Annotated in this window: 25 protein-coding genes and 1 riboswitch; of the genes, 23 read left to right on the forward strand and 2 right to left on the reverse strand. The window is 36.3% G+C overall.

The features are described 5' to 3' along the window. Window positions 1–52: 52 nt before the first annotated feature. Both lysA and WBG45_RS15030 read left to right on the forward strand, forming a co-directional pair. Entirely contained in the window at window positions 53–1,378 is a 1,326-nt protein-coding gene (gene lysA / locus WBG45_RS15025) for a diaminopimelate decarboxylase (protein WP_424415815.1), read from the forward strand. A 186-nt stretch (window positions 1,379–1,564) separates the two neighbouring features. After that, entirely contained in the window at window positions 1,565–1,930 is a 366-nt protein-coding gene (locus tag WBG45_RS15030; protein ID WP_024534905.1) for a GNAT family N-acetyltransferase, read from the forward strand. On the opposite strand, the gene WBG45_RS15035 is transcribed toward WBG45_RS15030, so the two are convergent. Beyond that, a complete protein-coding gene (locus tag WBG45_RS15035; RefSeq protein ID WP_424415817.1) occupies window positions 1,927–2,388 on the reverse strand; it encodes a DUF309 domain-containing protein in 462 nt (153 codons plus the stop codon). The two genes, WBG45_RS15030 and WBG45_RS15035, sit on opposite strands and share 4 nt — an antisense overlap. A gap of 92 nt (window positions 2,389–2,480) precedes the next feature. On the opposite strand from WBG45_RS15035, the gene WBG45_RS15040 reads away from it, so the two are divergent. The 14 genes from WBG45_RS15040 to WBG45_RS15105 all read left to right on the forward strand — a co-directional run bounded on the left by WBG45_RS15040 (window position 2,481) and on the right by WBG45_RS15105 (window position 16,796). Further along, window positions 2,481–3,260 (forward strand): segregation/condensation protein A, encoded by a 780-nt coding sequence (locus WBG45_RS15040; protein WP_424415819.1) that lies wholly within the window; start codon window positions 2,481–2,483, stop codon window positions 3,258–3,260. Further along, on the forward strand, window positions 3,241–3,828 hold the full coding sequence (scpB, locus tag WBG45_RS15045) for an SMC-Scp complex subunit ScpB (protein ID WP_424415821.1): 588 nt from the start codon (window positions 3,241–3,243) through the stop codon (window positions 3,826–3,828). The genes WBG45_RS15040 and scpB overlap by 20 nt, the downstream gene beginning before the upstream one ends. Before the next feature lie 20 nt (window positions 3,829–3,848). Then, window positions 3,849–4,838: a D-alanyl-D-alanine carboxypeptidase family protein gene (locus WBG45_RS15050; RefSeq protein ID WP_424415823.1), complete on the forward strand. Its 990-nt coding sequence runs from the start codon at window positions 3,849–3,851 to the stop codon at window positions 4,836–4,838. Between the two features lie 97 nt (window positions 4,839–4,935). Continuing rightward, window positions 4,936–5,673, forward strand: a complete 738-nt coding sequence (locus WBG45_RS15055) for a pseudouridine synthase (RefSeq protein ID WP_024534900.1) — start codon at window positions 4,936–4,938, stop codon at window positions 5,671–5,673. Between the two features lie 257 nt (window positions 5,674–5,930). After that, a complete protein-coding gene (gene resA, locus WBG45_RS15060; RefSeq protein WP_424415825.1) occupies window positions 5,931–6,467 on the forward strand; it encodes a thiol-disulfide oxidoreductase ResA in 537 nt (178 codons plus the stop codon). 12 nt (window positions 6,468–6,479) lie between these two features. Further along, on the forward strand, window positions 6,480–8,138 hold the full coding sequence (gene resB, locus WBG45_RS15065) for a cytochrome c biogenesis protein ResB (RefSeq protein WP_424415827.1): 1,659 nt from the start codon (window positions 6,480–6,482) through the stop codon (window positions 8,136–8,138). Further along, the gene (ccsB, locus tag WBG45_RS15070) at window positions 8,135–9,319 is read left to right on the forward strand and encodes a c-type cytochrome biogenesis protein CcsB (RefSeq protein ID WP_424415829.1); all 1,185 of its coding nucleotides are present in this window, start codon (window positions 8,135–8,137) and stop codon (window positions 9,317–9,319) included. Before resB ends, ccsB begins: the two co-directional genes overlap by 4 nt. 93 nt (window positions 9,320–9,412) lie before the next feature. Further along, on the forward strand, window positions 9,413–10,129 hold the full coding sequence (locus tag WBG45_RS15075) for a response regulator transcription factor (RefSeq protein ID WP_424415831.1): 717 nt from the start codon (window positions 9,413–9,415) through the stop codon (window positions 10,127–10,129). Beyond that, window positions 10,122–11,903: an ATP-binding protein gene (locus tag WBG45_RS15080; RefSeq protein WP_424415833.1), complete on the forward strand. Its 1,782-nt coding sequence runs from the start codon at window positions 10,122–10,124 to the stop codon at window positions 11,901–11,903. The genes WBG45_RS15075 and WBG45_RS15080 overlap by 8 nt, the downstream gene beginning before the upstream one ends. A 43-nt stretch (window positions 11,904–11,946) precedes the next feature. Beyond that, window positions 11,947–12,492, forward strand: a complete 546-nt coding sequence (gene sigX, locus WBG45_RS15085; protein ID WP_424415835.1) for an RNA polymerase sigma factor SigX — start codon at window positions 11,947–11,949, stop codon at window positions 12,490–12,492. After that, window positions 12,482–13,747 (forward strand): hypothetical protein, encoded by a 1,266-nt coding sequence (locus tag WBG45_RS15090; RefSeq protein WP_424415837.1) that lies wholly within the window; start codon window positions 12,482–12,484, stop codon window positions 13,745–13,747. The genes sigX and WBG45_RS15090 overlap by 11 nt, the downstream gene beginning before the upstream one ends. 80 nt (window positions 13,748–13,827) lie before the next feature. Then, window positions 13,828–13,961, forward strand: a riboswitch (FMN riboswitch). 155 nt (window positions 13,962–14,116) lie between these two features. Next, window positions 14,117–14,695, forward strand: coding sequence for an ECF transporter S component (locus tag WBG45_RS15095; RefSeq protein WP_424415839.1), 579 nt, complete (start codon window positions 14,117–14,119; stop codon window positions 14,693–14,695). A gap of 426 nt (window positions 14,696–15,121) precedes the next feature. After that, on the forward strand, window positions 15,122–15,955 hold the full coding sequence (locus tag WBG45_RS15100; protein ID WP_424416004.1) for an aminoglycoside phosphotransferase family protein: 834 nt from the start codon (window positions 15,122–15,124) through the stop codon (window positions 15,953–15,955). A 61-nt stretch (window positions 15,956–16,016) separates the two neighbouring features. After that, a complete protein-coding gene (locus tag WBG45_RS15105) occupies window positions 16,017–16,796 on the forward strand; it encodes a DUF5694 domain-containing protein (protein WP_424415841.1) in 780 nt (259 codons plus the stop codon). An 88-nt stretch (window positions 16,797–16,884) separates the two neighbouring features. On the opposite strand, the gene WBG45_RS15110 is transcribed toward WBG45_RS15105, so the two are convergent. Next, entirely contained in the window at window positions 16,885–17,133 is a 249-nt protein-coding gene (locus WBG45_RS15110) for a ferredoxin (protein ID WP_024534888.1), read from the reverse strand. A gap of 107 nt (window positions 17,134–17,240) precedes the next feature. Between WBG45_RS15110 and WBG45_RS15115 the strand changes: the two genes are divergently transcribed. The 7 genes from WBG45_RS15115 (at window position 17,241) to WBG45_RS15145 (ending at window position 24,045) form a co-directional block, all read left to right on the forward strand. Beyond that, complete coding sequence (locus WBG45_RS15115; RefSeq protein ID WP_424415843.1) at window positions 17,241–18,293, forward strand: helix-turn-helix domain-containing protein; 1,053 nt, start codon at window positions 17,241–17,243, stop codon at window positions 18,291–18,293. Further along, a complete protein-coding gene (locus tag WBG45_RS15120; protein ID WP_424415845.1) occupies window positions 18,274–19,725 on the forward strand; it encodes a RecQ family ATP-dependent DNA helicase in 1,452 nt (483 codons plus the stop codon). Before WBG45_RS15115 ends, WBG45_RS15120 begins: the two co-directional genes overlap by 20 nt. 73 nt (window positions 19,726–19,798) lie before the next feature. Further along, on the forward strand, window positions 19,799–20,452 hold the full coding sequence (locus WBG45_RS15125) for a LysM peptidoglycan-binding domain-containing protein (RefSeq protein WP_424415847.1): 654 nt from the start codon (window positions 19,799–19,801) through the stop codon (window positions 20,450–20,452). 75 nt (window positions 20,453–20,527) lie between these two features. After that, window positions 20,528–21,157, forward strand: a complete 630-nt coding sequence (locus WBG45_RS15130) for a CBS domain-containing protein (protein WP_424415849.1) — start codon at window positions 20,528–20,530, stop codon at window positions 21,155–21,157. 70 nt (window positions 21,158–21,227) lie between these two features. Further along, window positions 21,228–22,004, forward strand: a complete 777-nt coding sequence (locus tag WBG45_RS15135; protein WP_424415851.1) for a metallophosphoesterase — start codon at window positions 21,228–21,230, stop codon at window positions 22,002–22,004. Between the two features lie 81 nt (window positions 22,005–22,085). Further along, the gene (locus WBG45_RS15140) at window positions 22,086–23,006 is read left to right on the forward strand and encodes a MerR family transcriptional regulator (RefSeq protein ID WP_424415853.1); all 921 of its coding nucleotides are present in this window, start codon (window positions 22,086–22,088) and stop codon (window positions 23,004–23,006) included. A gap of 64 nt (window positions 23,007–23,070) precedes the next feature. Further along, a complete protein-coding gene (locus WBG45_RS15145; RefSeq protein ID WP_424415855.1) occupies window positions 23,071–24,045 on the forward strand; it encodes a YpdA family putative bacillithiol disulfide reductase in 975 nt (324 codons plus the stop codon). Window positions 24,046–24,337 lie beyond the last annotated feature (292 nt).

Consider the following 24,337-nt stretch of genomic DNA (forward strand, 5'->3'; position numbering starts at 1 on the left):
TCTTTTCCTATGGTAAAGTTCTTATATTGAAACACCATTGGGAGAGATGATGATGCATTTATATGGAACACAGTCGATTGATGAAAATGGTCAATTAACGATTGGTGGAACTTCAGCAGTGACATTAGCAAACACGTATGGAACACCTTTATATGTTTACGATACGGCTTTAATAAAAGAGCGTGCAAGAGCTTTCATGCAAACTTTTGAAAACGCGGGTGTTAAAGCTCAAGTAGCTTATGCAAGCAAAGCTTTTTCCAGTATTGCCATGTATCAACTTGCTGCAAAAGAAGGTCTTTCTTTAGATGTAGTGTCAGGAGGAGAATTATTTACAGCGATCCGGGCAGATTTTCCTGTTGAACGTATTCACTTTCACGGCAACAATAAAAGTGATGAGGAATTACTGTTCGCACTAGATTCAGGGATTGGGTGTATTGTTGTCGATAATTTTTACGAAATTGAACAATTAAAAAGATTGACAAAGTTGAAAAAAATGAATATTAATATACTATTACGTGTTACTCCTGGAATTGAAGCTCACACGCATGATTATATTACGACAGGGCAAGCCGATTCAAAATTCGGTTTTGACTTAAATAATGGACAAGCGGATCAAGCGTTCGAGTTAGTTAAAGAAGATTCATTTATACATCTGTTAGGAATGCATTGTCATATTGGTTCGCAAATATTTGATACTGTTGCATTCTCCTTAGCTGCAAGAAAATTAATTGCTAAAATGATTACTTGGAAAACACAATTCGACTTTATATGTCCTGTGTTAAATCTTGGTGGTGGATTTGGTATTCGCTACACAGAAGAAGACAATCCACTTGATCCTGCAGTGTATGTAGAAGACATGATGAAGACGATTCAATCTGAAATTGTACAACACAACTATCCAATGCCTGAAATTTGGATTGAACCTGGTCGTTCGCTAGTAGGTGATGCGGGGACAACCTTGTACACAATTGGTTCTCAAAAAGAAGTTCCAGGTGTTCGTAATTACTTAGCAGTTGATGGAGGAATGTCAGACAATATTCGTCCAGCATTATACCAAGCAAAATATGATGCTGCAGTTGCAAATAAAATGACAGCGAATTCTACTTCGCCTTATACGGTTGCCGGTAAGTGTTGTGAATCTGGTGATAAGTTGATTGAAAACATTACTTTACCAGCAGTTGAAGCTGGAGACACGTTAGCTGTATTTTGCACAGGTGCTTATGGTTATTCGATGGCGAGCAACTATAACCGACTGCCAAGGCCAGCTGTTGTTTTCGCTGAAAAGGGAAAACACCGTATGATCATCAAACGAGAAACATATGAAGATATTGTGAGATTAGATTGTTCTTTAGAAGAAGAGTTTGGTGAAACCAGATGAAAAGTAACAATATAAAGCTATTCCTATTCATCCTAGTCATGGGTGTTTTCTGGGGAATCATGTATTGGAAATTTTTCGCGCCAAACCTATAAATTGTTAAAAAATGGGTTTTAAGTTGAAGTTTTTTAACTTATGAGGTAGGATAGTCATTGGTGCTGAAGCGGAAACAAAAATGAGGGATTTATTATGTTAGTTCGATTCAAAAAAAATTGCGAGAAAATTGCGATGGGTTTACTGTCGTTTATGCCACAAGAAAAAAACTTAAAAAAATTACAAGAAACAATTCATACCTATGAAAACAATCCTAACTGGCATTTGTTTATGTGGAAAAAAGATGAGGATTTCGTGGGTTTGATAGGGATCGAAACTTCAGATGACGTGTGCTTAGTTCAACATATTTCCGTTACTCCTTCTTATAGGGGAGAAGGAATTGGAAAAGAAATGGTATCTAAAGTACAACAATTTCTTCCGTGTACCGAAATCTATGCAGCAGAATCAACAAAGCCATTTATAGATAAGTGCCTAACAGAGAAAGAAGGAACAGACGCTTAATGTCTGTTCCTTCTTTTTTCTTCACGTGCTTTAAGTATTTCTGAGCGATCACGAAGCATATGCTTGTGTATGAGATGATCTCCCGTTAGAGGAACTAATGCTGGTTGAGTGTCGATAACGTCTTTTAGTCTTTGAGAAATAATCTGTATTTTAAATGCTTCAAATGATTTTTCCTGATTAGCAAAATCAAGCGCATGTTGGATGTTTTTCATCACTTCTTGAAGATGAACTCCTTCAAAAAAAACACTCTTTTCATTCATTCGAATTCTGTCAATTGATTTAGAAAGAGATCTTTTTGCGCCACTGAAATTACCTCTTCGCCAGTGATACATTCCAGTCGCTAGCAATATCCAGGCTGTTAGTGGATGTGTTTTATCTTTTGGTGCAATTTCTTTCCAATATTCTTCTAATACTTCATGACATTCAAAATAATCTTCATGCTCATTAAAATATGTCATAAACTGCGTGAAAAGTGGGTGAAACAACGGATGCATTCTGCTCTCACTTCCTCTATACTAAAATTTGAATCTATTTGATCGGGTGATCTAACATGTCTTATGAAGTAAAACTGGACGCTTTTGAAGGTCCTCTCGATTTATTATTGCACTTAATTCATCGTTTGGAAATTGATATATATGATATTCCAATGGCTGACTTGACCTTACAGTACATGGAACACATTCGTGCAATGCAAGTTTTAGAGCTAAATGAAGCAAGTGAATATTTAGTAATGGCGGCTTCTTTACTAGCTATTAAAAGTAAAATGCTTCTCCCTATACACGAAGGGGAGTTTGATGAAGATGATTTGTCAGTTGATATGAATGACCCTCGTGACGAATTAGTTAGTCGACTCATAGAGTATCGAAAGTATAAAGAGGCGGCAGAAGTATTACAACAACTTGAAGAACAACGTGCTCAAGTATTTACTAGAGCTCCAAGTGATTTAACCGACTATCAGACAACTAAGCAACTGTCGGCATTTGATGAACAATTAAATGTTTATGATATGTTAGGTGCTTTTCAAAAAATGATGAGAAGAAAACAACTGAAAGCTCCGTTATCCACTCGAATTGCTCGACAAGAACTATCAGTAAAAGACCAAATGAAAAGTGTCTTTCACACATTGAGATCAAGAGGAGGTAGTTGTTCTTTTTCAGAATTATTTCCTTCTGAAGATAAACCAACATTAGTTGTTACTTTCTTATCGTTACTTGAACTAATGAAAAGACAAATGGTATTTGTCGAACAACAACATAATTTTGATGATTTAACAGTTAAACTATTAAATGATCGATGGGAGGAAGAGTTATTTGAGCCTATTGATGAGTAAAATCGAAAGTCTGCTCTTTGTCACAGGCGACGAAGGGCTATCTAGTAAACAAATTGAAAGTTTAACAGATGCATCAGCTAGCGAAGTGAAAGAAGCATTAATAAGTCTTCAAGCGGACTATAAAAAGTCTAAAGTGCGCGGTATTGAATTAAAAGAACTTGCTGGTACATATCAACTTATCTCAAAAAAGAAAAATGCAGATACAATTCAACGCTTAGTTGAGAACCCAACAAACCAACCCCTTTCTCAAGCGTCCTTAGAAGTGTTGGCGATTGTTGCTTATAAGCAACCAATTACAAGAATCGAAATTGAAGAGATTCGTGGAGTGAAAAGTGAGAGACCTTTACATACGTTAGGTTTGAAAGGCTTAATACAGGAAGTAGGTCGTGCGGAAGGAACTGGCCGAGCTATTCTTTATGGCACTACTAAAGAGTTTTTGAATGTTTTTGGTCTTAATGATACGAATGAATTACCTTCTCTACCAGAAGCACAAGAATCTGAAGAAGAAGAGCAAACGGATTTGTTTATGACGAAGTTTCAAGAAGCCTTTGGAGAACAAAAAGAATAACAGACGAAAGGTGCTAATGCTTGAGAAAACAAATAGCGTTACTGTTAGTGTTGCTCTTGGTAGTTATGCTTTACCCTCATTTTACACAAGCCCAGGGATCTTCTTATGCGGTTATTGATGCAAAAACAGGGCGATTATTAGCTGGAAGCGGAGAACATGTTCAGTTACCAATTGCGAGTCTAACAAAAATGTGGACTGCGGTTGTCGTGGCACAAGAAGTCGATTTAAAAGAATATGCGAAAATTTCACCAAATGCAACTTCACAAGAAGGTTCATCCATTTACTTGAAAAATGGAGAAGAAACACCTGTCGATTTTCTATTATATGGATTAATGTTGAGATCGGGGAATGATGCAGCTGTAGCTCTTGCAGAACATGCTGGAGGATCAGTAGTAGGATTTGTGAAATTGATGAATGAAAAAGCAAAGATAATGGGATTAAACAACACCTATTTTCAAAACCCATCTGGTCTTCACAATGAAGAACATTTGTCCACTGCCTATGACACAGCTCTCATGTTGAAAATTGCAATGGACAACAAAGCGTTGGAGCCGATATTAACCGCTTCCTATTACAAAGGGAACGGCAAGCATTGGGAAAATAAGCACAAACTCGTTCGCTTAGACTCTACAGCAATTGCCGGGAAAACAGGATTCACTAAAGCAGCGGGGAGAACACTAGCTACATATTTCAAAGACGGTGATGAAGAAGTCATTGTGGTTACATTAAATCAATCCAACGATTGGCAAATGCATCAGCAACTTGCACAGAATGCCTTTTCGCAATATGATAGAGTTCAAGTCGTTGAAAAGGGTTTGTATGATTTACCTGGGGGAATGGTTATCAAAACCGAAAAACCTGTCTATGTCTTAAAAAGCAAAAAAGATCAAGTTACTCATCTCGTAGTATTGAACCGAAAAAAATCATTACAAAAAGTTGCGAGATGGGAAGTACAAATAAACGGCAAAACTATACTCTCACAAAAAGTACATATTGAGCGGATTGAATGATGAAGACTGCTTATTAAATAAGCGGTCTTCTTTTGTTTTGAGCGAAAGTGTGACATAATTTTCTACAGAGTATAGGACTAAACTAAGAGGTGAAAGTATGGAAAGATTACAAAAAATGTTAGCACATGCTGGGGTTGCGTCACGAAGAAAATCTGAGCAGCTCATTTTAGAGGGTAAAGTAAAAGTAAATGGAAAAGTTGTTACAGAACTTGGAACGAAAGTATCGCCAACTGATACAGTTGAAGTAGATGGAGTGAAGCTTGAAAAAGAACAAAAAGTCTATCACTTGCTCTATAAACCAAGAGGTGTTATTTCTGCAGTAACTGACGACAAAGGTCGAGAAACTGTTGCTGATTTATTCCCACACATTCAAGAACGACTATTTCCAGTTGGACGTCTAGATTATGACACATCTGGTCTTTTAATCATGACCAATGATGGCGATTTATCTTATACCCTAACTCATCCTAAATTTAAGATTGATAAAACGTATGTGGCACGGGTAAAAGGCATCCCTAATAAGGAACAACTTCGTATACTTGAGCGCGGTGTTGATTTAGAGGATGGCAAAACAGCCCCTGCACGAGTGAAATTATTATCGGCAGATTCAAAACAAGGCGGCAAAGCCATTATTGAAATCACAATCCACGAAGGTAAAAACCGTCAAGTTCGACGTATGTTCGATGCGATTGGTTTCCCAGTTCAAAAGTTAAAACGTGAACGATTTGCGTTCTTAACACTTCACGGTCTTAACGCTGGTGATTCCCGTGAATTAAGCTCGCATGAAGTGAAATTATTACGCGTAATGGCTGAAACAGGAAAAATTGGTTCATAACTAATAACAAACCTGTTCAAATAAGAGCAAAAAAGAGCCGAGTAGATCGAGGCGGCATAGCTTTCGAGCACCGGAGCATATTCAAAATACGTGAGAAGCTGAAAAACAAACCACCGACGAGATACGAAAGCTATTTTTTGCGCACTATTTCAACGCCCAATAGAAACGTTCACAAACCCTTCAAAAGTGCGGTCTAAACACCCACTTTTGTTTGTTATAATAATAAAGGAATATTTCGTCATGTAGGAGGTCGGAAAATGGCTCAGACGAAACAAAAAAGATTTATTTTACGAACAATTATTTTATCTGTTCTTGTACTTGCAATTGTCTACACCATATACAACAATGCCACCAAAGAAAAAGTAGAAGTCCTCGGCATTGGTGATCAGGCACCTGATTTCACATTGGTGGATTTAAATGGGGAAGAGCATCGGTTGTCAGATTATAAAGGACAAGGTGTCTTTTTAAATTTCTGGGGTACTTGGTGCAAACCTTGTGCAAAAGAAATGCCTGCAATGGATCGTCAATATGAAATTTATAAAGAACAAGGTGTTCAAATTTTGGCTGTAAATATTGCACAGTCTGATTTCGAAGTAGAACGATTTGCAAGTCAGTATGGATTAGATTTCCCTATCGTCATTGATAAAACGAAAAGTGTAATGGAAGCATACAACATTGACCCGCTTCCAACTACATTGTTAATCAATCCTGATGGAGAAATTGAGCAAATTGTACGCGGAGAAATGACAGAACAGGACATTGCCGGTTTTATGAAGCAAATACGTCCTGAATAAGGAGTCAATCATATGAACAACATCATTTGTGCTTGTGGGCATGAAAATCCAGAAGGAACAGTGTTATGTGGGAACTGTGGTCGGCCCCTCACGAAAGAAGCTAAGGATCAAAAGTTAGTGGACATGCGTTATGAAGGGACTGCACGTCGCTCTCAAACGTATAACAAATCAATTATTGATAAAGTTTGGAATTTTTTCTCGAGCGTAAAAATTGGAATAATCATCATTATTACGATTTTAGTGGCAGCTGCAGTCGGAACGATATTACCTCAAGTATTATATGTTCCAGCAACTACTGAAGCAGACATTGCTGCTTACTATGAGCGTGTTTATGGTACGTTCGGTAAACTTTACTATGAATTAGGTTTATCAGATTTATATGGGTCATGGTGGTTCCAAACATTAATTGGTATGCTAGGCATCTCTTTAATTGTTGCCAGTTTAGATCGTTTTGTTCCATTATATAAATCCTTGAAAAAACAACGTACGAAAAGACATGAAAGCTTCATGAAACGTCAACGACTCTTTGGTCAAGGTGAAAAGATCTTGGGTGAAGATGCTCTAGCGAAAAGTGAAGAAAAGCTTAAAGAACTCCGCTATACCGTAAAGCGTGAAAATGGAGCATTATTAGCTGAAAAGGGACGTTTTGCAAGATGGGGTCCTTATGTTAATCATGTCGGTCTTATCATTTTCTTATTTGGTGTCATGTTACGTGCTTTACCTGGATTTTATGTGGATGAAACAATGTGGATCCGAGAAGGGGAAACACGTGCCATTCCTGAAGCACCAGGCTTCTACTTGGAAAGCAAAGAATTTATTTTAGAAACCTACGACAAAGATCAAGCCGACGAAGTGTTTGGTGAAGCAATAGAACGTGTAGGAACGATTGCATCGAACTACCAAACAGATGTGGTGCTATACAAAAAACCAGAAGAAGCTTTGCCAGGACAGACTGAAGATTTAAAAGAAGTAAAAAAAGAATCCATCCAAGTTAATCATCCATTGAAATTTGAAGGCTATGCTGTTTTTCAAATGGATTTCCGATTAGATGAGCTAAAAACGATGCACTTTAATTTATCAAATAAAGCAACAGGTGAATCACTAGGTGATTTAGCAATAGATCTTGTAAATCCGGAAAAATCGTATGATGTTGGAAAAGGATCAAAAGTAGAATTAATTGGCTATTATCCTGATTTTTCTGGGTTTGAAAATGGAGAGCCTCAAACAAAATCTCCTGTACCTAACAATCCAGCGTTCTTAGTGAAAATGTTCACCCCTGAAACTCCAAAAGGTGAAACTAGTTTTGTAGCAATCAAACAAACAATCGAGCCACTTGGAGACAATGAATTTAAACTCGAGTTCCAAAATGTTGACACTCGTGATGTTTCAGGATTAACAATTCGTAAAGATAAAACATTATGGATTTTAGCATTAGGTGGCTTACTCTTTATGATTGGAGTTGCCCAAGGTTCTTACTTTAATCACCGTCGAATTTGGATTCACGAATCAACAGATGGCCAATTAGTAGTTGCAGCCCATACCAACAAAAACTGGTTTGGGGTTAAAAAAGAGTTAGATCAAGTTACAGAAGTGGCACAACTGCCACAGTACATTGATCAACACGATACAGAAGGCCAAGAGCTTAAAGAGGATGGTGAGAAATCGTCATGACATTAGTATCAATAAGTAGTAATTTATTGTTTGTTGCATTCGTTTGTTACTTAATCGCAACCTTGTTCTTCGGAGGTGCCGTAAAAGTATCTGGTGCTGAAACGTCCGCATCTGAGAAAAGATGGGCGCGTATCGGAATCACCGTTACAATCGTCGGGTTTATTGCGAACATAGCGTACTTTATTACTCGCTGGATCGCAGCGGGACATGCTCCCGTAAGTAATTTATTTGAATTTACAACAGCATTCGGCATGATGGTTGTTGGGGCGTTTATCTTAATTTATTTCATATACAAAACTCCATTACTTGGGTTGTTTGCTTTACCAATTGCCATTATCATTATTGGTTTTGCCAGTATGTTTCCACGTGAGATCAATCCGTTAATTCCTGCTCTTAAGAGTTATTGGTTAACTGTACATGTGACGACTGCTGCGTTAGGTGAAGCAATCTTAGCCATTAGTGCAGTTGCGGGATTAATTTATCTATTAAAAAATGTGGATATTACAAAAAAATCAAAACAACGTTTCTGGTTAGAGGCTGTAATGTTTACACTCGTATTAACATTAGGATTTGTTGCTTCAACTACAACTTTTAGTGTAATGGATTACGAAGCAAAGTTTAATTATGTTGATAAAGAACAAAAAGAAAAAGAAATTACTTACAACACTCCACCCATTTTCGGAATGAACGAATTTGAAGCGTTGACACCAGGAACTATGAAGCCAATTGCAGAAATGCCGGCTCTTGTTAATGCCAAAAAATTAACAACGGTTACATGGTCTATACTGTTTGGGACTATATTGTATGGGTTAATCCGATTAATTGCTCGAAAATCTATTTCAGCTCTTTTAAAACCATTTGCGAAGAAAGCAAATTCTCAGTTGATGGATGAAATCGGTTATCGTGCAGTTTCAATCGGTTTCCCAGTATTTACACTCGGAGCGCTAATATTTGCCATGATTTGGGCACATGAAGCATGGTCAAGATTCTGGGGATGGGATCCAAAAGAAGTTTGGGCTCTCATTACGTGGTTATTCTACGCAGCGTTCTTACACCTTCGTTTATCTAGAGGATGGCATGGTGAAAAATCTGCATGGTTAGCGGTAATCGGATTTATAATAATAATGTTCAACTTAATTGCAGTTAACTTAATTATTGCCGGTTTACATTCATACGCATAATAGACAAGCCTTTTCCTTCCAGGGGAAGGGCTTTTCTTTCAATTTTAAACATGTAATTGTACAATAATTGGTAAGACGGAAGGGGTTCCCATAATGTCAGAACATATATCTGTATTAATAGTAGATGACGAAGATCGTATTCGTAGATTATTAAAAATGTATTTAGAGCGTGAAGGATATGAAGTAGATGAGGCTGAGAATGGTGAAATAGCCTTAGAAATGGCGTTGGAAAAAGATTATCATTGTATCTTACTAGATGTCATGATGCCTGAGAAGGATGGCTTAGAAGTCATTACGGAGCTGCGTGAACATAAAGCAACACCAATTATGTTATTAACTGCCAAGGGCGAAGAAGCGAATCGTGTTGAAGGATTTGAATTAGGGGCGGACGATTACATCGTAAAACCATTTAGTCCACGAGAAGTTGTACTGAGAGTGAAAGCGGTATTACGACGCTCAGTAACCATTTCACCGATTTCAACGTCATCGGTGTCTAAGGACTTGGTTGTATTCCCTCATTTAACAATCGATCATGACGCACACCGTGTAACTGCTGATGGAACAGAAGTGAACTTAACACCAAAAGAATATGAACTTCTATACTTCTTAGCAAAAGCACCAGACAAAGTGTTTGATCGTGAACAACTGCTAAAAGAAGTATGGCATTATGATTTCTTTGGAGATTTGCGTACAGTAGACACTCACGTCAAACGATTACGTGAAAAATTAAATCGTGTATCCGAAAAAGCCGCTAAAATGATTGTGACTGTTTGGGGTGTTGGATACAAATTTGAGATTGTCAATGAATAGAATATGGAACAGCGTCGTCGGGAAGCTATGGGTAACCATACTGCTTCTCGTTTCGTTTATATTGTTTATCATTACGATCTTGATGCTTGAGTTTTTAGGAAACTATCATAGTGAACAAGCAGAGGCCTCTTTACGCAAAGAAGCGAATACAATTGCGCGAATAGTGAATGAACATGACCAAGTGGATTCCACAATGTATATCATTTCTGACATATTAGGTCCTGAAACGAATGCACTTATAGCAAAAGAACCTCGTGAAGTTTCGTTGACATTACATGAAGGTGAAAATGAAGAGAAAATAAAAGAACGTATCATGAATGATGCAAGTCTAGCTAAAGTTTTTGAATCCTCTCAACCTATTTTAAAAGAAATGATTTTACCTTCCCTTGAAAATAATAATCAAATGGAATCCTTTATTGTTTTAGCTTCTCCGTTAAATATTGAGAATGATTTGCATGGTGCAGTATTCATTTATCAAAGTTTAGATGTTATTCATGAAACGACAAAAGAAACGACAAATATCGTCTTTTTATCAGCATTTATAGCATTTATGTTAACGAGTTTCTTTGCATTCTTCTTGTCGACTCGAATTACTTCTCCATTACGGAAAATGCGCGAAGCTGCATTTGAACTGTCCAAAGGAAACTTTGATACAAAAATACCGACACTTCAAAATGATGAAATTGGTCAATTAGCTACAGCATTTAATCAAATGGGACGTCAATTGAAACATCATCTAGAAGTAATTAATCAGGAAAAAGAACAATTATCAAGCATATTAACATCGATGACAGACGCGGTAATTACATTCAATCGAGATCATACAATTTTAGTTAGCAACCCACAAGCAGAAAAGTTGTTGCAAAAATGGTTTCTCCGTATTGGAACAAGCAAAGGGCAACCTATTCCCATCGAAATGGACCATATGCTCGACCATGTTCTACATTTAGAAGAAGAAATTAATGAAGAACTGGAAATGGAAGGCAGTTATTATGCGATTACATTTAGTCCCTTATACAGCGGAGATTCAATCCGAGGAGCAGTTGCCGTACTCCGAGATATGACAGAACAAAACCGCCTGGACCGACTACGCTCCGATTTCATCGCAAATGTTTCTCATGAATTAAGAACACCTATTGCTATGTTACAAGGCTATAGTGAAGCCATAATTGATGAAGTGGTGACGACAGATGAAGAACGAGATGAAATGATTAAAATTATTTATGAAGAATCAAAACGTATGGGACGTTTAGTAACAGATTTACTTGATTTAGCGAGAATGGAATCAGGTCGCATGCGACTGTATAAAGAGTATGTAGCCATTGCTCAAGTAATTGAACGAATCACGCAAAAATTTGCTCAAGTAGCTAGAGAATCACATGTTGATTTGAAATTTATCACAACAGTGACTCCAGAGCTAATTGTTGAGATTGATGAAGATCGAATTGAACAAGTGTTAACGAATTTAATTGACAACGCAATTCGCCATACATCAAATGAAGGAAATGTCTCAGTTCATGTCGAACAACACAATGCATTCGTTAAAATCCGTGTTGAGGATACAGGATCTGGAATCCCAACTGAGGATATACCATTTGTATTTGAGCGTTTCTATAAGGCTGATAAATCAAGAACTAGAGGTAAATCTGGAACTGGCTTAGGTTTAGCAATAGCTAAAAATATGGTAGAAGCCCACAATGGCGCGATTACCGTTAAAAGTGAAGAAAATGTTGGTACCATATTCACCTTTACATTACCCATTAAAAATTTGTAACTTTATTAGAGACTGAAACGACTACTTTATAGAACGGGGGGAGTTGTTAATGAATGACTCCGTTTTTCACAGGCTATATGACCAGTATCATCAAGATGTATTTCAATTCTTGTTGTATATGGTGAAAAATAGACAAACAGCCGAAGATTTAATGCATGAAGTATATGTAAGAGTTTTAAAAGCGTTCAGTCGTTTTGAAGGAAAAAGTTCTGAAAAAACGTGGTTATTTTCAATTGCTAAAAATGTAGCAATTGACCATTTCCGAAAATCTTCGATACGTAAAAAGTATTCATTTGACTTTTTTGATTGGGAAAAGCAAGAGTTAAGATCCACAGAAGCTCTTCCAGAAGAATTAGCTGAAATGAATGATGAAATGAAACAATTGTTAAACGCGTTAGATGAATGTACAGGCGATCAAAAAATGGTTGTTATTATGAGATACTTCCAAGACTTATCCATTTCTGAAACAGCGCAAGTTCTCGGATGGACGGAAGGTAAAGTCAAGACCACACAACACCGAGCAATTCATAAACTTCGGGATCGCTTATCTGGGCATTCGGATAGGAGGAAAGTTCACGATGAGCAATAATAAATGGAGTGAACAAAAAATCGATCAGTTACTTAGCCAAGTGCCCAAACATCAAGACACACGTTCAAAAGACGAGGTATTGAGACGTTTACAACAAGATGAAAGACTTGCCGAAGTTTCCCCAATGAACCGGAAACGATGGATACCACCAGTTGTAGCATTAGCTGCATTGATTACGTTAACCCTATTAGGTGCAACGCTAATCAATAAGCCAAATAACTTTATGGATAGTGCATTTGATAGTAATTCACAAAGTGCAGAATCTAAAGCGATTGAAATGGATTCAAGTGACAATAACCAAACTTCAATAACTGCAGCTGATGAAGATACATCTAATGAATCAAAAGAAGAAGCAGAAACTTTTGATGATGCGTCAGAAAAAGTTACTTCTGAAAGTGAAATGCCTGTTGCAAAATCTGCAGTTGGATCAAACGGAACCACTGCCAATTCAAGTGATGTAGAAAATCATACAGCTTTTATAATTGGTCTAGTTTCTCAAGATGCACTTGTAGTACCCGTTACATTTTTAATACCTAATGATCAAATTCAAGAGGATTTTGGGAATCTTTCTCCAAATACTTTGCAATTATATGAGCAATACGCAGATGAAATCGATGAAGAAGGCCTTGGTTTTATTGAATACCACCCTTTTAAAGGATCTTTTGAAATTGATCAAGACCAACTAAATCATCGGTTACCAAATGAGCATGATTATGACTTATCAAGTGCCACTCTTGAGGCATATAATGAATCACTTCAATTTACTTTTGAAGGATTTACACAAATCAATCATCAGAATGAAGATGGTAGTCAAGCGGAATTTGATCAAGTCGGTCAAGTAACACCTACTGTTTTATCAAATGGGTTATTTAAAACGGCTGTTTACCCTTACACAGATTCGACAGGTAAGGTCTATATGGTACCGAGTCTGAATGAAACATATAATAATGTGTCCGAAGCGATGGATGCCTTAAAGACGCCTCCAAATGATTTTTTTGGAAAAGCGATACCAAGATCTGTAACTTACACAATTGAAGAAATTCAAGGTATTATTCACATCAAATTCACTGAACCTCTCGAGCTTAATTCGTTATCACAAGATCAATCAACTCAATTGATTGAAAGTTTTGTTTTAACAGGAGCTACCTTCGATGTTCAGGTTCAATTAGATAATGTCCTTGAAGAACAGTGGAACGGGATTAATTTAACTCAACCAATTGAACAACCATTAGGGCTAAATAAATATAGTTGGTAACAAAAAGAATCATTTAGTAGGCTCAAGTAGTTTACAAATGATTCTTTTTTTCTTATAGTATAGGATGTAAGTTAATAATGATTCATCTTCGGGGCAGGGTGAAATTCCCGATCGGCGGTAATTGAAGAACGTTTTCTTGAGCCCGCGAGCCGTTAAGGCAGGATTTGGTGTGATTCCAAAGCCGACAGTATAGTCTGGATGGGAGAAGGTGAAGGTGCGGTCGTTTTTCGTTCTGTCATTTAACGAGACGCCTATTTAGGTGCGCCTTTTACTCCCCAAAGCGATAACGGCTTATGGGGTTTTTTGATGGAGCTGAAACGAACAAACTTTTCTTCTTGTGGAGTGAATCGACAAAAGGAGAGAGTCATAATGAAGAACAACAAATTGCGTATTATGATCGCAGTTGCGATGTTGAGTAGTATTTCATTTGTATTAATGCTATTTAATTTTCCATTACCAGCGTTGCCAGCTTTTTTGAAAGTCGACTTTAGTGATGTACCAGCGCTAATCGCAGCAATAACAATGGGTCCTATAGCTGGAATATTAGTCGCTTTATTTAAAAATATTTTGTACATGATCTTTAGTGGAAGTCCAACGGGTGTGCCGGTAGGAGAAATGGCGAATTTTGCTACAAGCGTATTATTTATGCTTCCTGTTTATATGGTTTATCGTAAAATTTCAACTACAAAAGGCTTAACGATTGGCTTAATTGCAGGAGTTTTTACAATGGCTATCGGAATGAGCGTTTTAAATTACGCAGTATTTTTACCAATGTACACATATTTCTTAAATGCGCCTGCAATGACGGGTACTGTTTTAACCCAAACCATCTTATTAGGTATTCTGCCATTTAATTTAATCAAAGGTCTGTTACTATCTACCGTTGTCATCTTATTGTTCAAAACGATGAAAACATGGTTAGATAAGCAACGAGCGATTTTTTCATAAATAGAATCATAGTTTAATAATAATAAGAAAGACCTGGTTCGCTTTAAATGCGAATCAGGTCTTTCTTTCGTTATTTAATGGTAATTAATTACATATAATTAGGAGATTATTGGATAGTTGCAACGAAATCGAGAAAGTTGCAACGAAAAGCCAAAAGTTGCAACGAAATCAAAAAAGTTGCAACGAAATGTGTTATGAATTGAAAAAACCGAAAAAATTGGATATTTATGTTAAAATATAAAAAATGCTCAATCCTATTTCTAATATCCATGAAGTGATTCCTGAATTAGTGGTAGATCATGGTATTGCTTATGAAGACCAAAATCATTGAAAGATATACTCAAAAATTTAATCCGAGAAGGGAAGTTTTTCTCCATGCTAATCGAAGATATTATTGGACGATTCAATCTAAAAGTTCAAAGCACTATGCCAGTCGCAGACTCTTTTAGTTCAGAGGTTTATCGACTTTTATTAGACGATGGACAGACAGTATATTGTAAACTGCCATTCACGAAAGAGAAGTGGTATCGGGAATTCAAATGCCTTAACTACCTTCTCGATTCGGTGAACGTACCCAAAGTTATTAATTTGATAGAACCGTCTGAGACATTTAATGGTGCCTTTTTGCTTACTGCGCTTGAGGGTAATTCTATTACAACTTTAACACCAAAGCTGGCAAAAGAAGTAGGTGTGTTACATGCGAAATTACATGAATTGAGCTATGAATTCTATGGCTCTTTTACGAACGAAGGGTTTGAAATATTACCTAATAATGATTGGCGATTGTTTATATTATCTACACTTGAACGGTTTGTGCCTTTTGTTCGTCAAACTTTAACTGAGGAATTATACAAGTCATCCTACAATAGAATTCAAGAGTTATTCAAATGCTTACCAGCACCAGAACCACCTTCGTTTGTTCATATGGATTTTCGTTTAGCGAATCTCATTGCTCAAGGAAATACACTATCAGGAGTTATTGATTTTGAAAGTTCTCGATTTGGATCCCCAGAAATAGACTTTATCAAACTGTATCGAGATGCGCTAAGTAAGAATCCGACAATTTTTGATGCATACAAAATAGGATATGGATCAGTTCGTCCCTTGCTACCCATGGAGCAGTATGTCCAGTTTTATAGTCTATATGATGCCTTTAACTCAATAGGATGGTCTACACAAAGAGGGTTAGAAAAAAATCGTGCATTTTATGAAGAGAGTCTCACAATCTTAAAAACCCAACTAGAAATGTCAGCTACTTAGGCATGGAAATCTTGAAAGAAATGTTGAAAACGGATATTGTTCATCTAAATGAGTAAAAGTCGTGGAAGATAGTTTTGAAGGAAGTGGGGATTACTTGATGGATAAGTTAAATAAGAAACCAAAGGTAATGGTGCTTGGAACTTTTCATATGCGGTATACAGCAGATTTATATCGTGTTGAATTTGATAATCTTTTATCACCCCAAAGACAAGAGGAAATAAGAAAAGTGGTTAATGTCTTAAAGAACTATAACCCAACAAAAATCGCTTTTGAAGTTGTAAAAGAAAAAGATAACTTGTTAAACGAAGAATATCAACAATACATAAATGGGCAACTAGAATTAAAAGTAGATGAAATACATCAGTTTGGTTTTCAAACTGCTGCTGAATTAAAACACAAAAACATTTACGCTGTTGATTGGATGGAAAGCGTTGGTAATAGAGCGATCAGTCAAGTTCTTGACTGGGGAAAAATTGAACAACCAGAACTGTCCAATTTTATTGATGAAGAGTATATTTCTAAACTTCAACTGGGTCTTGAGGATAAGAGTATTTTTGAAATGATCTGTAAGTATAATGAAGAGAATTTTAATAAGAAGCAGCATGAAATGTATATGCAAATCGCCCGCATTGGAAAAGGTGTTGAATACATCGGTATAGATTGGGTTAGATGGTGGTATCAACGGAATCTGATTATCTATACTAATCTTGCTGAAATCACAAATCTTTTATCTGACCGTACTCTTTTAATAATAGGCTCAGCCCACGTTTATTTAGTTTCACAATTTTTAAAAGAGAGTGGATTATTTGATGTTGTAACTATAGATGCATACTTAGAGTGATCGTCTATTGAACTACTGATCGAAACTTCTACAAATTTACATGAAAATTTGCACAAAAAAAACTGCGAATCTAATTCGCAGCATTTTTTTATTCGTATTTTAATGCATCGCCATCAAATGAATCATCAGCAACTTTGATTGAATCCGTTGGACAGCCTTCGAATGCATCTTGCATATCTTCTTCGAGTTCATCTGGAACTTCAGTTGTTCCCATGTTATTATCTAAAATAACAAAGGCAATACCTTCATCATCGTAATCATAAATATCTGGTGCTGCAGCGCCACAAGCGCCACAAGCGATACATGTATCTTTATCTACAATGGTATACTTCGCCATGTTAAACCTCTCCCTTATCTCCGTTCGCTTGAAAAAGCTTTCGTATTTATTCTAATCATGTTTTCCTCAATTTTCAACCTAAATACTCAATTATTGGAGGAACTCCAGTGCTATTTCAACAAATCATCTTACATATGGTCGATCGATTGAAAGAAGAACGGACTATTTCTGCTCCTTATCATCTTATTAGAGGCAAACGTTCAGGTCAAACTATTCAGGATGTGAAAAGTTATCAACTTACAAAATATTTTGCTTTATTTCCTAGACTCACAAAACAAAGTTACGATCAAACCATTCAACAGATGATTGAATCAGGTTGGCTACGAGTAAATGATTTGTCCATTCCACAAATAACGGCATTAGGGAAACAAATTCTGCAGCATATGCCGAATTTGCACTTGAATGGTTGGTTGTATAGAGGGAATGAACGCATATTTTTTCAACGTCTATCATTAGTGACCCAAACCTTATCACATGTGAATGCAAATGACTTGTCGTTTGTTCCTATAGAAAAGGACGAAAAAATTCACAATTGGGTTCGCCACTTTTTACATATGGTCTCTTACAAAGATGAGGGGTTTATTGAAAGCTATTACAAAGAATTAAAAACTGCATTCAAATCTGCGAATCTTAGTGACCTTCATTTAACTATTTTAAGTCATCGATTATCTGGGTATCAAGTTAGTGGTGTAACTTGGCAACAACTGTCTCATAAATTGGAGATCGATGAGATTGACCTCGAAATTCTTTTGGAGGAATGCTTACATTTAGTACTAGATGAAATTTCGCTGAGTACCAAACTAAAATTATTACCCAAAATGAGTGAAGGTATCATGACGACAACTCCTTTGACTGAATCAGCTAAAAGAACAGCGGACTTATATAAACAAGGGTATTCGTTTGAACAAATCGTGACATTACGACAATTGAAAAAAAGCACGATTGAAGATCATTTTGTAGAAATGGCAATGAACGAACCTTTGTTTTCAATTAATATATTTTTTCCAGGAGAAGACATTCAACCAGTCATTCAACAAATACAAAATCAACAAACCAAGAAATTAAGAATGTTAAAAGAAACATTTCCAATCTATTCTTATTTTCAATTGCGATTGTTATTGGCCTCGGGAGGTGACTTAATTGACCAACAATCTACATAAGATATTGTTAGAGAAATTTGGTTATTCTTCATTTAGACCAGGTCAACTTGAAATCATTAAAAGTATCATACACCAGGAGGACGTTCTGGCAATTTTACCGACCGGTATGGGAAAATCGCTTTGCTATCAACTTCCGGGATATCTATTGCCACATAGTGTGGTCATAATTTCGCCATTGCTGGCACTTATGCAAGATCAAGTAGAGCAATTAAAAAAAATGGGTGAAAAAAGGGTAGTTGCTTTTAACTCATTTTTGACACCATCTGAAAAACAAACACTTTTGAATAAACTTGAAACATATAAATTTATTTTTTTATCGCCTGAAATGATCACGCAAGAGAAAGTAAAAGAGAAATTGAAGTCAATTCCAATTTCACTAATTGTAGCGGATGAAGCTCATTGTATTTCGCAATGGGGATACGATTTTAGACCAGATTATTTACGTTTAGGCGAATGGTTAGACAGTATAAATCGACCGCCAATTTTAGCGTTAACAGCAACCGCAACAAAACAAGTAATGGATGATATAAATACTCATTTAAATATGCGACAACCAACTCAACATATTCAATCGCTTGATCGACCTAATATTCGCTATGCTGCAATAGAAGTTGATTCTAGAGAAGAAAAATTCGAAAAAATAGCAAAACAAATTGTTGATTTTACTGGTCCTGGAATTATATATACACAATCAAGGAAGAAAGCGGATCAATACGCTCAGAAATTAATAACTAAAGGACTACGAATTGCTTCATATCATGCTGGAATGGAGCAAGTAGATAGAATGTTTGTCCAACAGCAATTTTTAAACAATGAAATTGATTGGGTTTGTGCAACCAATGCATTTGGTATGGGAGTTCATAAAAATGATGTGCGTCAAGTTATTCATGACCATTTTCCATCGTCAGTGGCCAATTATTCACAGGAAATTGGACGGGCAGGAAGAGATGGAAGTGATTCTCTTGCTACATTGTTTTATACAAAAGATGATGAAGATCTATCCATATTCGTTGCTACGAACGATTTTCCTGATGAAGCACATGTAAACGTATTTGCGGAGTCCACCGCTAACGGATTGCAGCCTAATCAAATAGTATCTCAAAACTTATTGTCGGAAACTCATGTGCGAATCTTATCCTATTGGTTATCTATAAAATCGAAGAAAGAAACGATCAAGATTTTGACTCAATTGAAACTCGAAAAAATACAACAAATTTATCAAATCAAGGATATCTTAATGAATTCTACTTGTATTCGTGAGCAAATTGTCCACTTTTTTGGTCAAACCATTCATTCGAACCCACGTAATTGTTGTTCGAAATGCGGTTTGAGTATAAACGAAATAATAGAATCTCCGAAAGAAAACTTATCCTATTTAAAATTACAATCATGGGAAAAACGATTATCATCTTTATTCTCCATAATAGATTAGATGTTTGTTTTACTTTTTCGTCAAATTTCGTCATAATAAACAAAGACGAAACGTAGAATAGGAGTTTACTGCAATGAATAATGATGATTATCAAAATAAAATAGAAGAGTATCGAAAACCAATTCAAATAAATGGTGAAGATCATAAAGTGAAGACGCGAACTTCTAGACGTACCAATACGGCAGATCCAAAGAAAACAAAAAAGAAAGGTAATTTATTATTACCAATTTTGTTCTTTTTCTTTATTTTAATTCCGGTTTCATTCTTAATTTACGTATTTGCTTTTTATGATCCTAATGCAAATGAAACTACAGTATACGACAATAGCGAACTGCAATATGAAAAAAATAATGATGAATCACCATCTGAAACTGCTGGCGAAAGTACAGAAACAGAAGCAACAGAAGAAAATACTGATATCGAAACTTCTGAAGAATCTAGTGAACCTAGTGAACCTAAAGAACAGCAAGAAGAAGAAAAACCCGCAGAGGAAGAGCCAGTAGAAGAACCTGTTGTTGAAGAACCTGAAAAAGAACAACAACCTGTAGAAGAACCTGTGGTGAGCAAACCAAACAGTGGGAAAACACATGTTGTTCAACCTGGTGAGACACTCTATCGTATTGCCATGAATTATTATAAATCTTCTGATGCAGTGGAAGATATTAAAGTAGCAAATGACTTATCTTCGAACGAAATATCAACGGGTCAGACATTAATTCTGCCATAAATTTTGATTGAGAAAGAGGATAAGAGGGAATCATATAGAATAGATTACTAATACAGAGAAAAATGAGGTGACAGTATGTTTGCAAAAAGTGTAATGATTCCTAAAGAAAAATGTATTTCGATTCAAACAACTGAATCAGTACATACAGCCCTGGAAGTATTAGAGAAAAATCAAATTGATGCACTTCCAGTGTTAGAAAATGGGATCTACAAAGGAATATTGAATCGCTACATAGTGTATCGAGCTTTTTATTTTAGTGGCTTAAGTAAAGATGAATTCCTATCGACAACATCATTACTGGATGTTGTAACAAAAGAAGATACCTTCTTATCAATCGATGACGTATTTGAAAACTCATTAGTGCAACTTAATGACTTCCCGATTATTGCAGTGGTTGAAGAAAATAAATTTTTAGGGTTAGTTACTCGTTACGACACAATGGAACAATTCAGAGGAGCATTTGGTATGGATAAACCAGGTGTTCGAATTTCGTTTACTTCTGTAGAGACAGAAGGTCGAATTGCTCGTGTAGGGGACATCATCCAAAAGTTTCATGAATCCGTTATTTCCCTTGTTACATTCGACGAAACGGATAAATTATTACGACGTATTGTTTTGAAAATCGAAAAACGTGATAATGTTCAAAAGTTTTTGAAGGAACTTGATAAATCTGGTTTCCGAGTCCTAGATATTCAAGAAGATTAAATCTTAGACATTATAAAAAGAAAGGGGCGGGGTAACCCTCCTCTTTTTATTTTGATAAAGAGGTGAAGAAATGCGCTATTTGGTAAGTATTATAGGTGTAGTTCTATTGGTGCCTCTCCTCATGATGAAGAAAGCATTTGAAATTAATGTGCGCCACCAAGATATTGAGTTAGAAAAGTATCAAGGTGAAAAACCAGTAACAATTTTTTTTATTTCTGATATTCATCGACGAAAAATAACAAATCGCCTATTAAGAAAAGTGAATGGTGAAATACATGCAGTGATTATTGGTGGAGATCTAGCGGAAAGAGGCGTTCCGTTAAGTAGAATTGAACAAAATATTAAAGCCCTTGCTAAAATCGGACCCATTTATTATGTTTGGGGAAATAATGATCGTGAAGTAGGAGCCCATCATATTCGAAAATATATCCAAAACGTAGGTGGAATTGTTTTAGAAAACGAAGCGATTTGCTTAACGAATATGGAACAGCCGGTTTGGCTAATTGGACTCGAGGATGTTTCTTCAGGGCGTGCTGATATTGAAAAAAGCTTTGAGAATGTTCCTTACAATGACCCAGTCATATTCGTTTCCCATACTCCTTTTGTCTTTGATAAAGTTAGGGACCGGTTCCATTCAGATGTATTATTAGCCGGTCACACACATGGAGGGCAAATACGTTTAGGAAAATGGGGTTATTATCAAAAAGGTGCATTAATAACTAGTCAGAATGAAGTTACGTTAATAAGCAATGGATTTGGCACAACATTAGTTCCTTTGCGTTTAGGTGCTCCTGCAGAGTGTCATATCTTGTCGATTAAACACGGAAGTTCTACAAATGTTCAATAAAACATACACAACGTTTACAATGGCCACTATTTTTCCTATACTGAGACAAGAGAAAATGGGTCGCTATTGGAGGAAGATGGCATGCAAAACGATATAGATAACCAAGGTAAATATAATATGAAAGCTGTCTCAACCATGGTTGGAATTTTACCAGGAACAATTCGAGCTTGGGAAAGACGTTATCAAATGATTGCTCCAATTAGAAATGAAGCGGGACATCGGTTATATTCAGATAATCATGTTCGTAAATTGAAATGGCTCGCCCAAAAAGTAAATGATGGCTTTACAATTAGTCAAGCGGTATCTCTATTAGAACAAGAGGCAAAAGAAGTTATTCAACCGTTAAATCCCGAATTAGAAAATCGAATCGTACAACTTCAACGGAGCATTTTAGAAGCATTTCTTCGTTTTGATGAACGTTCAGCTCACACATATATGGATGAAGCTTTTACAATTTATACAATGGATAAAGTATTATTAGATATTTTAGCGCCATTGCTTGTTCAAGTGGGACTTTTGTGGGAAGACGATAAAATAACAACAGCTCATGAACATTTTGCGACTTCAATTTTACGTTCCCGAATAGGAGCGGTCATGCACGCTTTCCCCCATAATGGAATTTTACCTAAAGTTATAGCTGTCTGTGCACCTGGCGAATGGCACGAATTAGGTTTGCTAATCTTTACGTTATACATGAGACGAAAAGGCTACGAGGTTATATACTTGGGCAGTAGCATAAAAGAAAATGATATTGATGTGGTCATCCAAACGGTAAATCCTCGCTTTTTGTTTATGTCATGCACTATGACTAGTAATTTGGTAAAGACACTTGACTTAACAAAGTCTTTAGAAAATACATTTAGTAATTTAGTAATCGGACTTGGAGGATTTGCTATTGATTCCATGTCTGCCGAAAAAAAGGAAGAGTATCACCAAAACATGATTGGAACAAAAATGAGTGAGTGGGATAAATGGATCGAAGAAAAAACATATGCCAATTAGTTGTATAGTTCTTTCTGTTCTCCTATCATTAGATAGGAGATTTTTTATATAGAGGATGTGTAGAATGTTGAAAAAAGAAGATGTAATAATAGTTGGTGGAGGTCCGTGTGGGCTAGCTGCAGCTATCTCGCTACAGAATATTGGTCTTTCACCCGTTATAATAGAAAAAGGTAACGTAGTAGAAGCAATATATAAATACCCGACACACCAAACTTTTTTCAGTACGAGTGAAAAACTAGCGATCGGGGATGTCCCATTTATTATTGAAGGGCGCAAACCGAAACGTAATCAAGCCCTGGTGTATTACCGAGAAGTAGTGAAATTAAAAAATTTACAAGTAAACAGATTTGAAACGGTAGAACGAGTTGAGAGAAAACAAGATGGTTTTGAAGTGGTCACTTCAAAGGCTATGTACAAGTCGAAAAATGTGATTATTGCTACCGGCTATTATGATCATCCTAATCTATTGGGGATTCCTGGCGAAGAATTACCAAAAGTCAGTCATTATTTCAAAGAAGGTCACCCTTATTTCGATACGGATGTATTGGTGATTGGTGGGAAAAACTCGAGTATTGATGCTGCTCTCGAATTGCATAAAGCCGGTGCTAGAGTAACGGTTGTTTATCGAGGGAATACTTATTCAAGTAGTATAAAACCATGGATTTTACCAGAGTTTGAAGGGGTAGTAAGAAGTGGTGAAGTCACAATGCTTTTTGATTCACATGTAGAAGAAATTACACGAGAAGAAGTGAAGATTCGTCAGCAAAACCAAGTGGTATCTTTAAAAAATGATTTTGTCTTTGCGATGATCGGTTATCATCCAGACCATGAGTTTTTACGGGGAATGGGTGTTCAAATCGACGAAGAATCTGGGAGACCGCTAATAAATGAACTGACAATGGAGTCCAACATTGAAGGCCTCTACATAGCAGGTGTATTAGCTGCTGGCAATAACGCCAATGAAATTTTTATTGAAAATGGCCGGTTCCATGGACAGTTAATTGCAGACGCAATTGTAGAAAAAGAAAAGCTGCTGTAATTAGGAGCTTTCAGACTGTAGTCAAACTTGATTTTGAATGAAAAAACCCAGCAGAGACTGCCACTGCGCTTTCCGTGGGCTTAGCTTCAGCCTTCTAACCCACAAGTATTTGATTTTCATCATTTTTTGTTCATACGAAACGTACAGCAAGCGTGTGTATTAATATTAAAGTCGTTTAATGTAAAGTTTAACTTTCGATGTTCACTCTATGATCAATGATTAAAATGAATAATAACGTTGTTTAATAAAAGAGGGAAGTGCTATATAGATAGCTATCCCTCTTTTTTGTGTG

Origin of the sequence: Paenisporosarcina sp., assembly GCF_049671445.1 — a bacterium.
Classification (GTDB): Bacteria; Bacillota; Bacilli; order Bacillales_A; family Planococcaceae; genus Paenisporosarcina.

Excerpts from the sequence above, each read along its gene's own strand:
- lysA (WP_424415815.1), top strand. The coding sequence starts at position 53 with ATGCATTTATATGGAACACAGTCGATTGATGAAAATGGTCAATTAACG.
- WBG45_RS15030 (WP_024534905.1), top strand. The coding sequence starts at position 1,565 with ATGTTAGTTCGATTCAAAAAAAATTGCGAGAAAATTGCGATGGGTTTA.
- WBG45_RS15035 (WP_424415817.1), bottom strand. The coding sequence starts at position 2,388 with ATGACATATTTTAATGAGCATGAAGATTATTTTGAATGTCATGAAGTA.
- WBG45_RS15040 (WP_424415819.1), top strand. The coding sequence starts at position 2,481 with ATGTCTTATGAAGTAAAACTGGACGCTTTTGAAGGTCCTCTCGATTTA.
- WBG45_RS15055 (WP_024534900.1), top strand. The coding sequence starts at position 4,936 with ATGGAAAGATTACAAAAAATGTTAGCACATGCTGGGGTTGCGTCACGA.
- resA (WP_424415825.1), top strand. The coding sequence starts at position 5,931 with ATGGCTCAGACGAAACAAAAAAGATTTATTTTACGAACAATTATTTTA.
- resB (WP_424415827.1), top strand. The coding sequence starts at position 6,480 with ATGAACAACATCATTTGTGCTTGTGGGCATGAAAATCCAGAAGGAACA.
- ccsB (WP_424415829.1), top strand. The coding sequence starts at position 8,135 with ATGACATTAGTATCAATAAGTAGTAATTTATTGTTTGTTGCATTCGTT.
- WBG45_RS15075 (WP_424415831.1), top strand. The coding sequence starts at position 9,413 with ATGTCAGAACATATATCTGTATTAATAGTAGATGACGAAGATCGTATT.
- WBG45_RS15080 (WP_424415833.1), top strand. The coding sequence starts at position 10,122 with ATGAATAGAATATGGAACAGCGTCGTCGGGAAGCTATGGGTAACCATA.
- WBG45_RS15090 (WP_424415837.1), top strand. The coding sequence starts at position 12,482 with ATGAGCAATAATAAATGGAGTGAACAAAAAATCGATCAGTTACTTAGC.
- WBG45_RS15095 (WP_424415839.1), top strand. The coding sequence starts at position 14,117 with ATGAAGAACAACAAATTGCGTATTATGATCGCAGTTGCGATGTTGAGT.
- WBG45_RS15100 (WP_424416004.1), top strand. The coding sequence starts at position 15,122 with ATGCCAGTCGCAGACTCTTTTAGTTCAGAGGTTTATCGACTTTTATTA.
- WBG45_RS15110 (WP_024534888.1), bottom strand. The coding sequence starts at position 17,133 with ATGGCGAAGTATACCATTGTAGATAAAGATACATGTATCGCTTGTGGC.
- WBG45_RS15125 (WP_424415847.1), top strand. The coding sequence starts at position 19,799 with ATGAATAATGATGATTATCAAAATAAAATAGAAGAGTATCGAAAACCA.
- WBG45_RS15130 (WP_424415849.1), top strand. The coding sequence starts at position 20,528 with ATGTTTGCAAAAAGTGTAATGATTCCTAAAGAAAAATGTATTTCGATT.
- WBG45_RS15135 (WP_424415851.1), top strand. The coding sequence starts at position 21,228 with ATGCGCTATTTGGTAAGTATTATAGGTGTAGTTCTATTGGTGCCTCTC.
- WBG45_RS15140 (WP_424415853.1), top strand. The coding sequence starts at position 22,086 with ATGCAAAACGATATAGATAACCAAGGTAAATATAATATGAAAGCTGTC.
- WBG45_RS15145 (WP_424415855.1), top strand. The coding sequence starts at position 23,071 with ATGTTGAAAAAAGAAGATGTAATAATAGTTGGTGGAGGTCCGTGTGGG.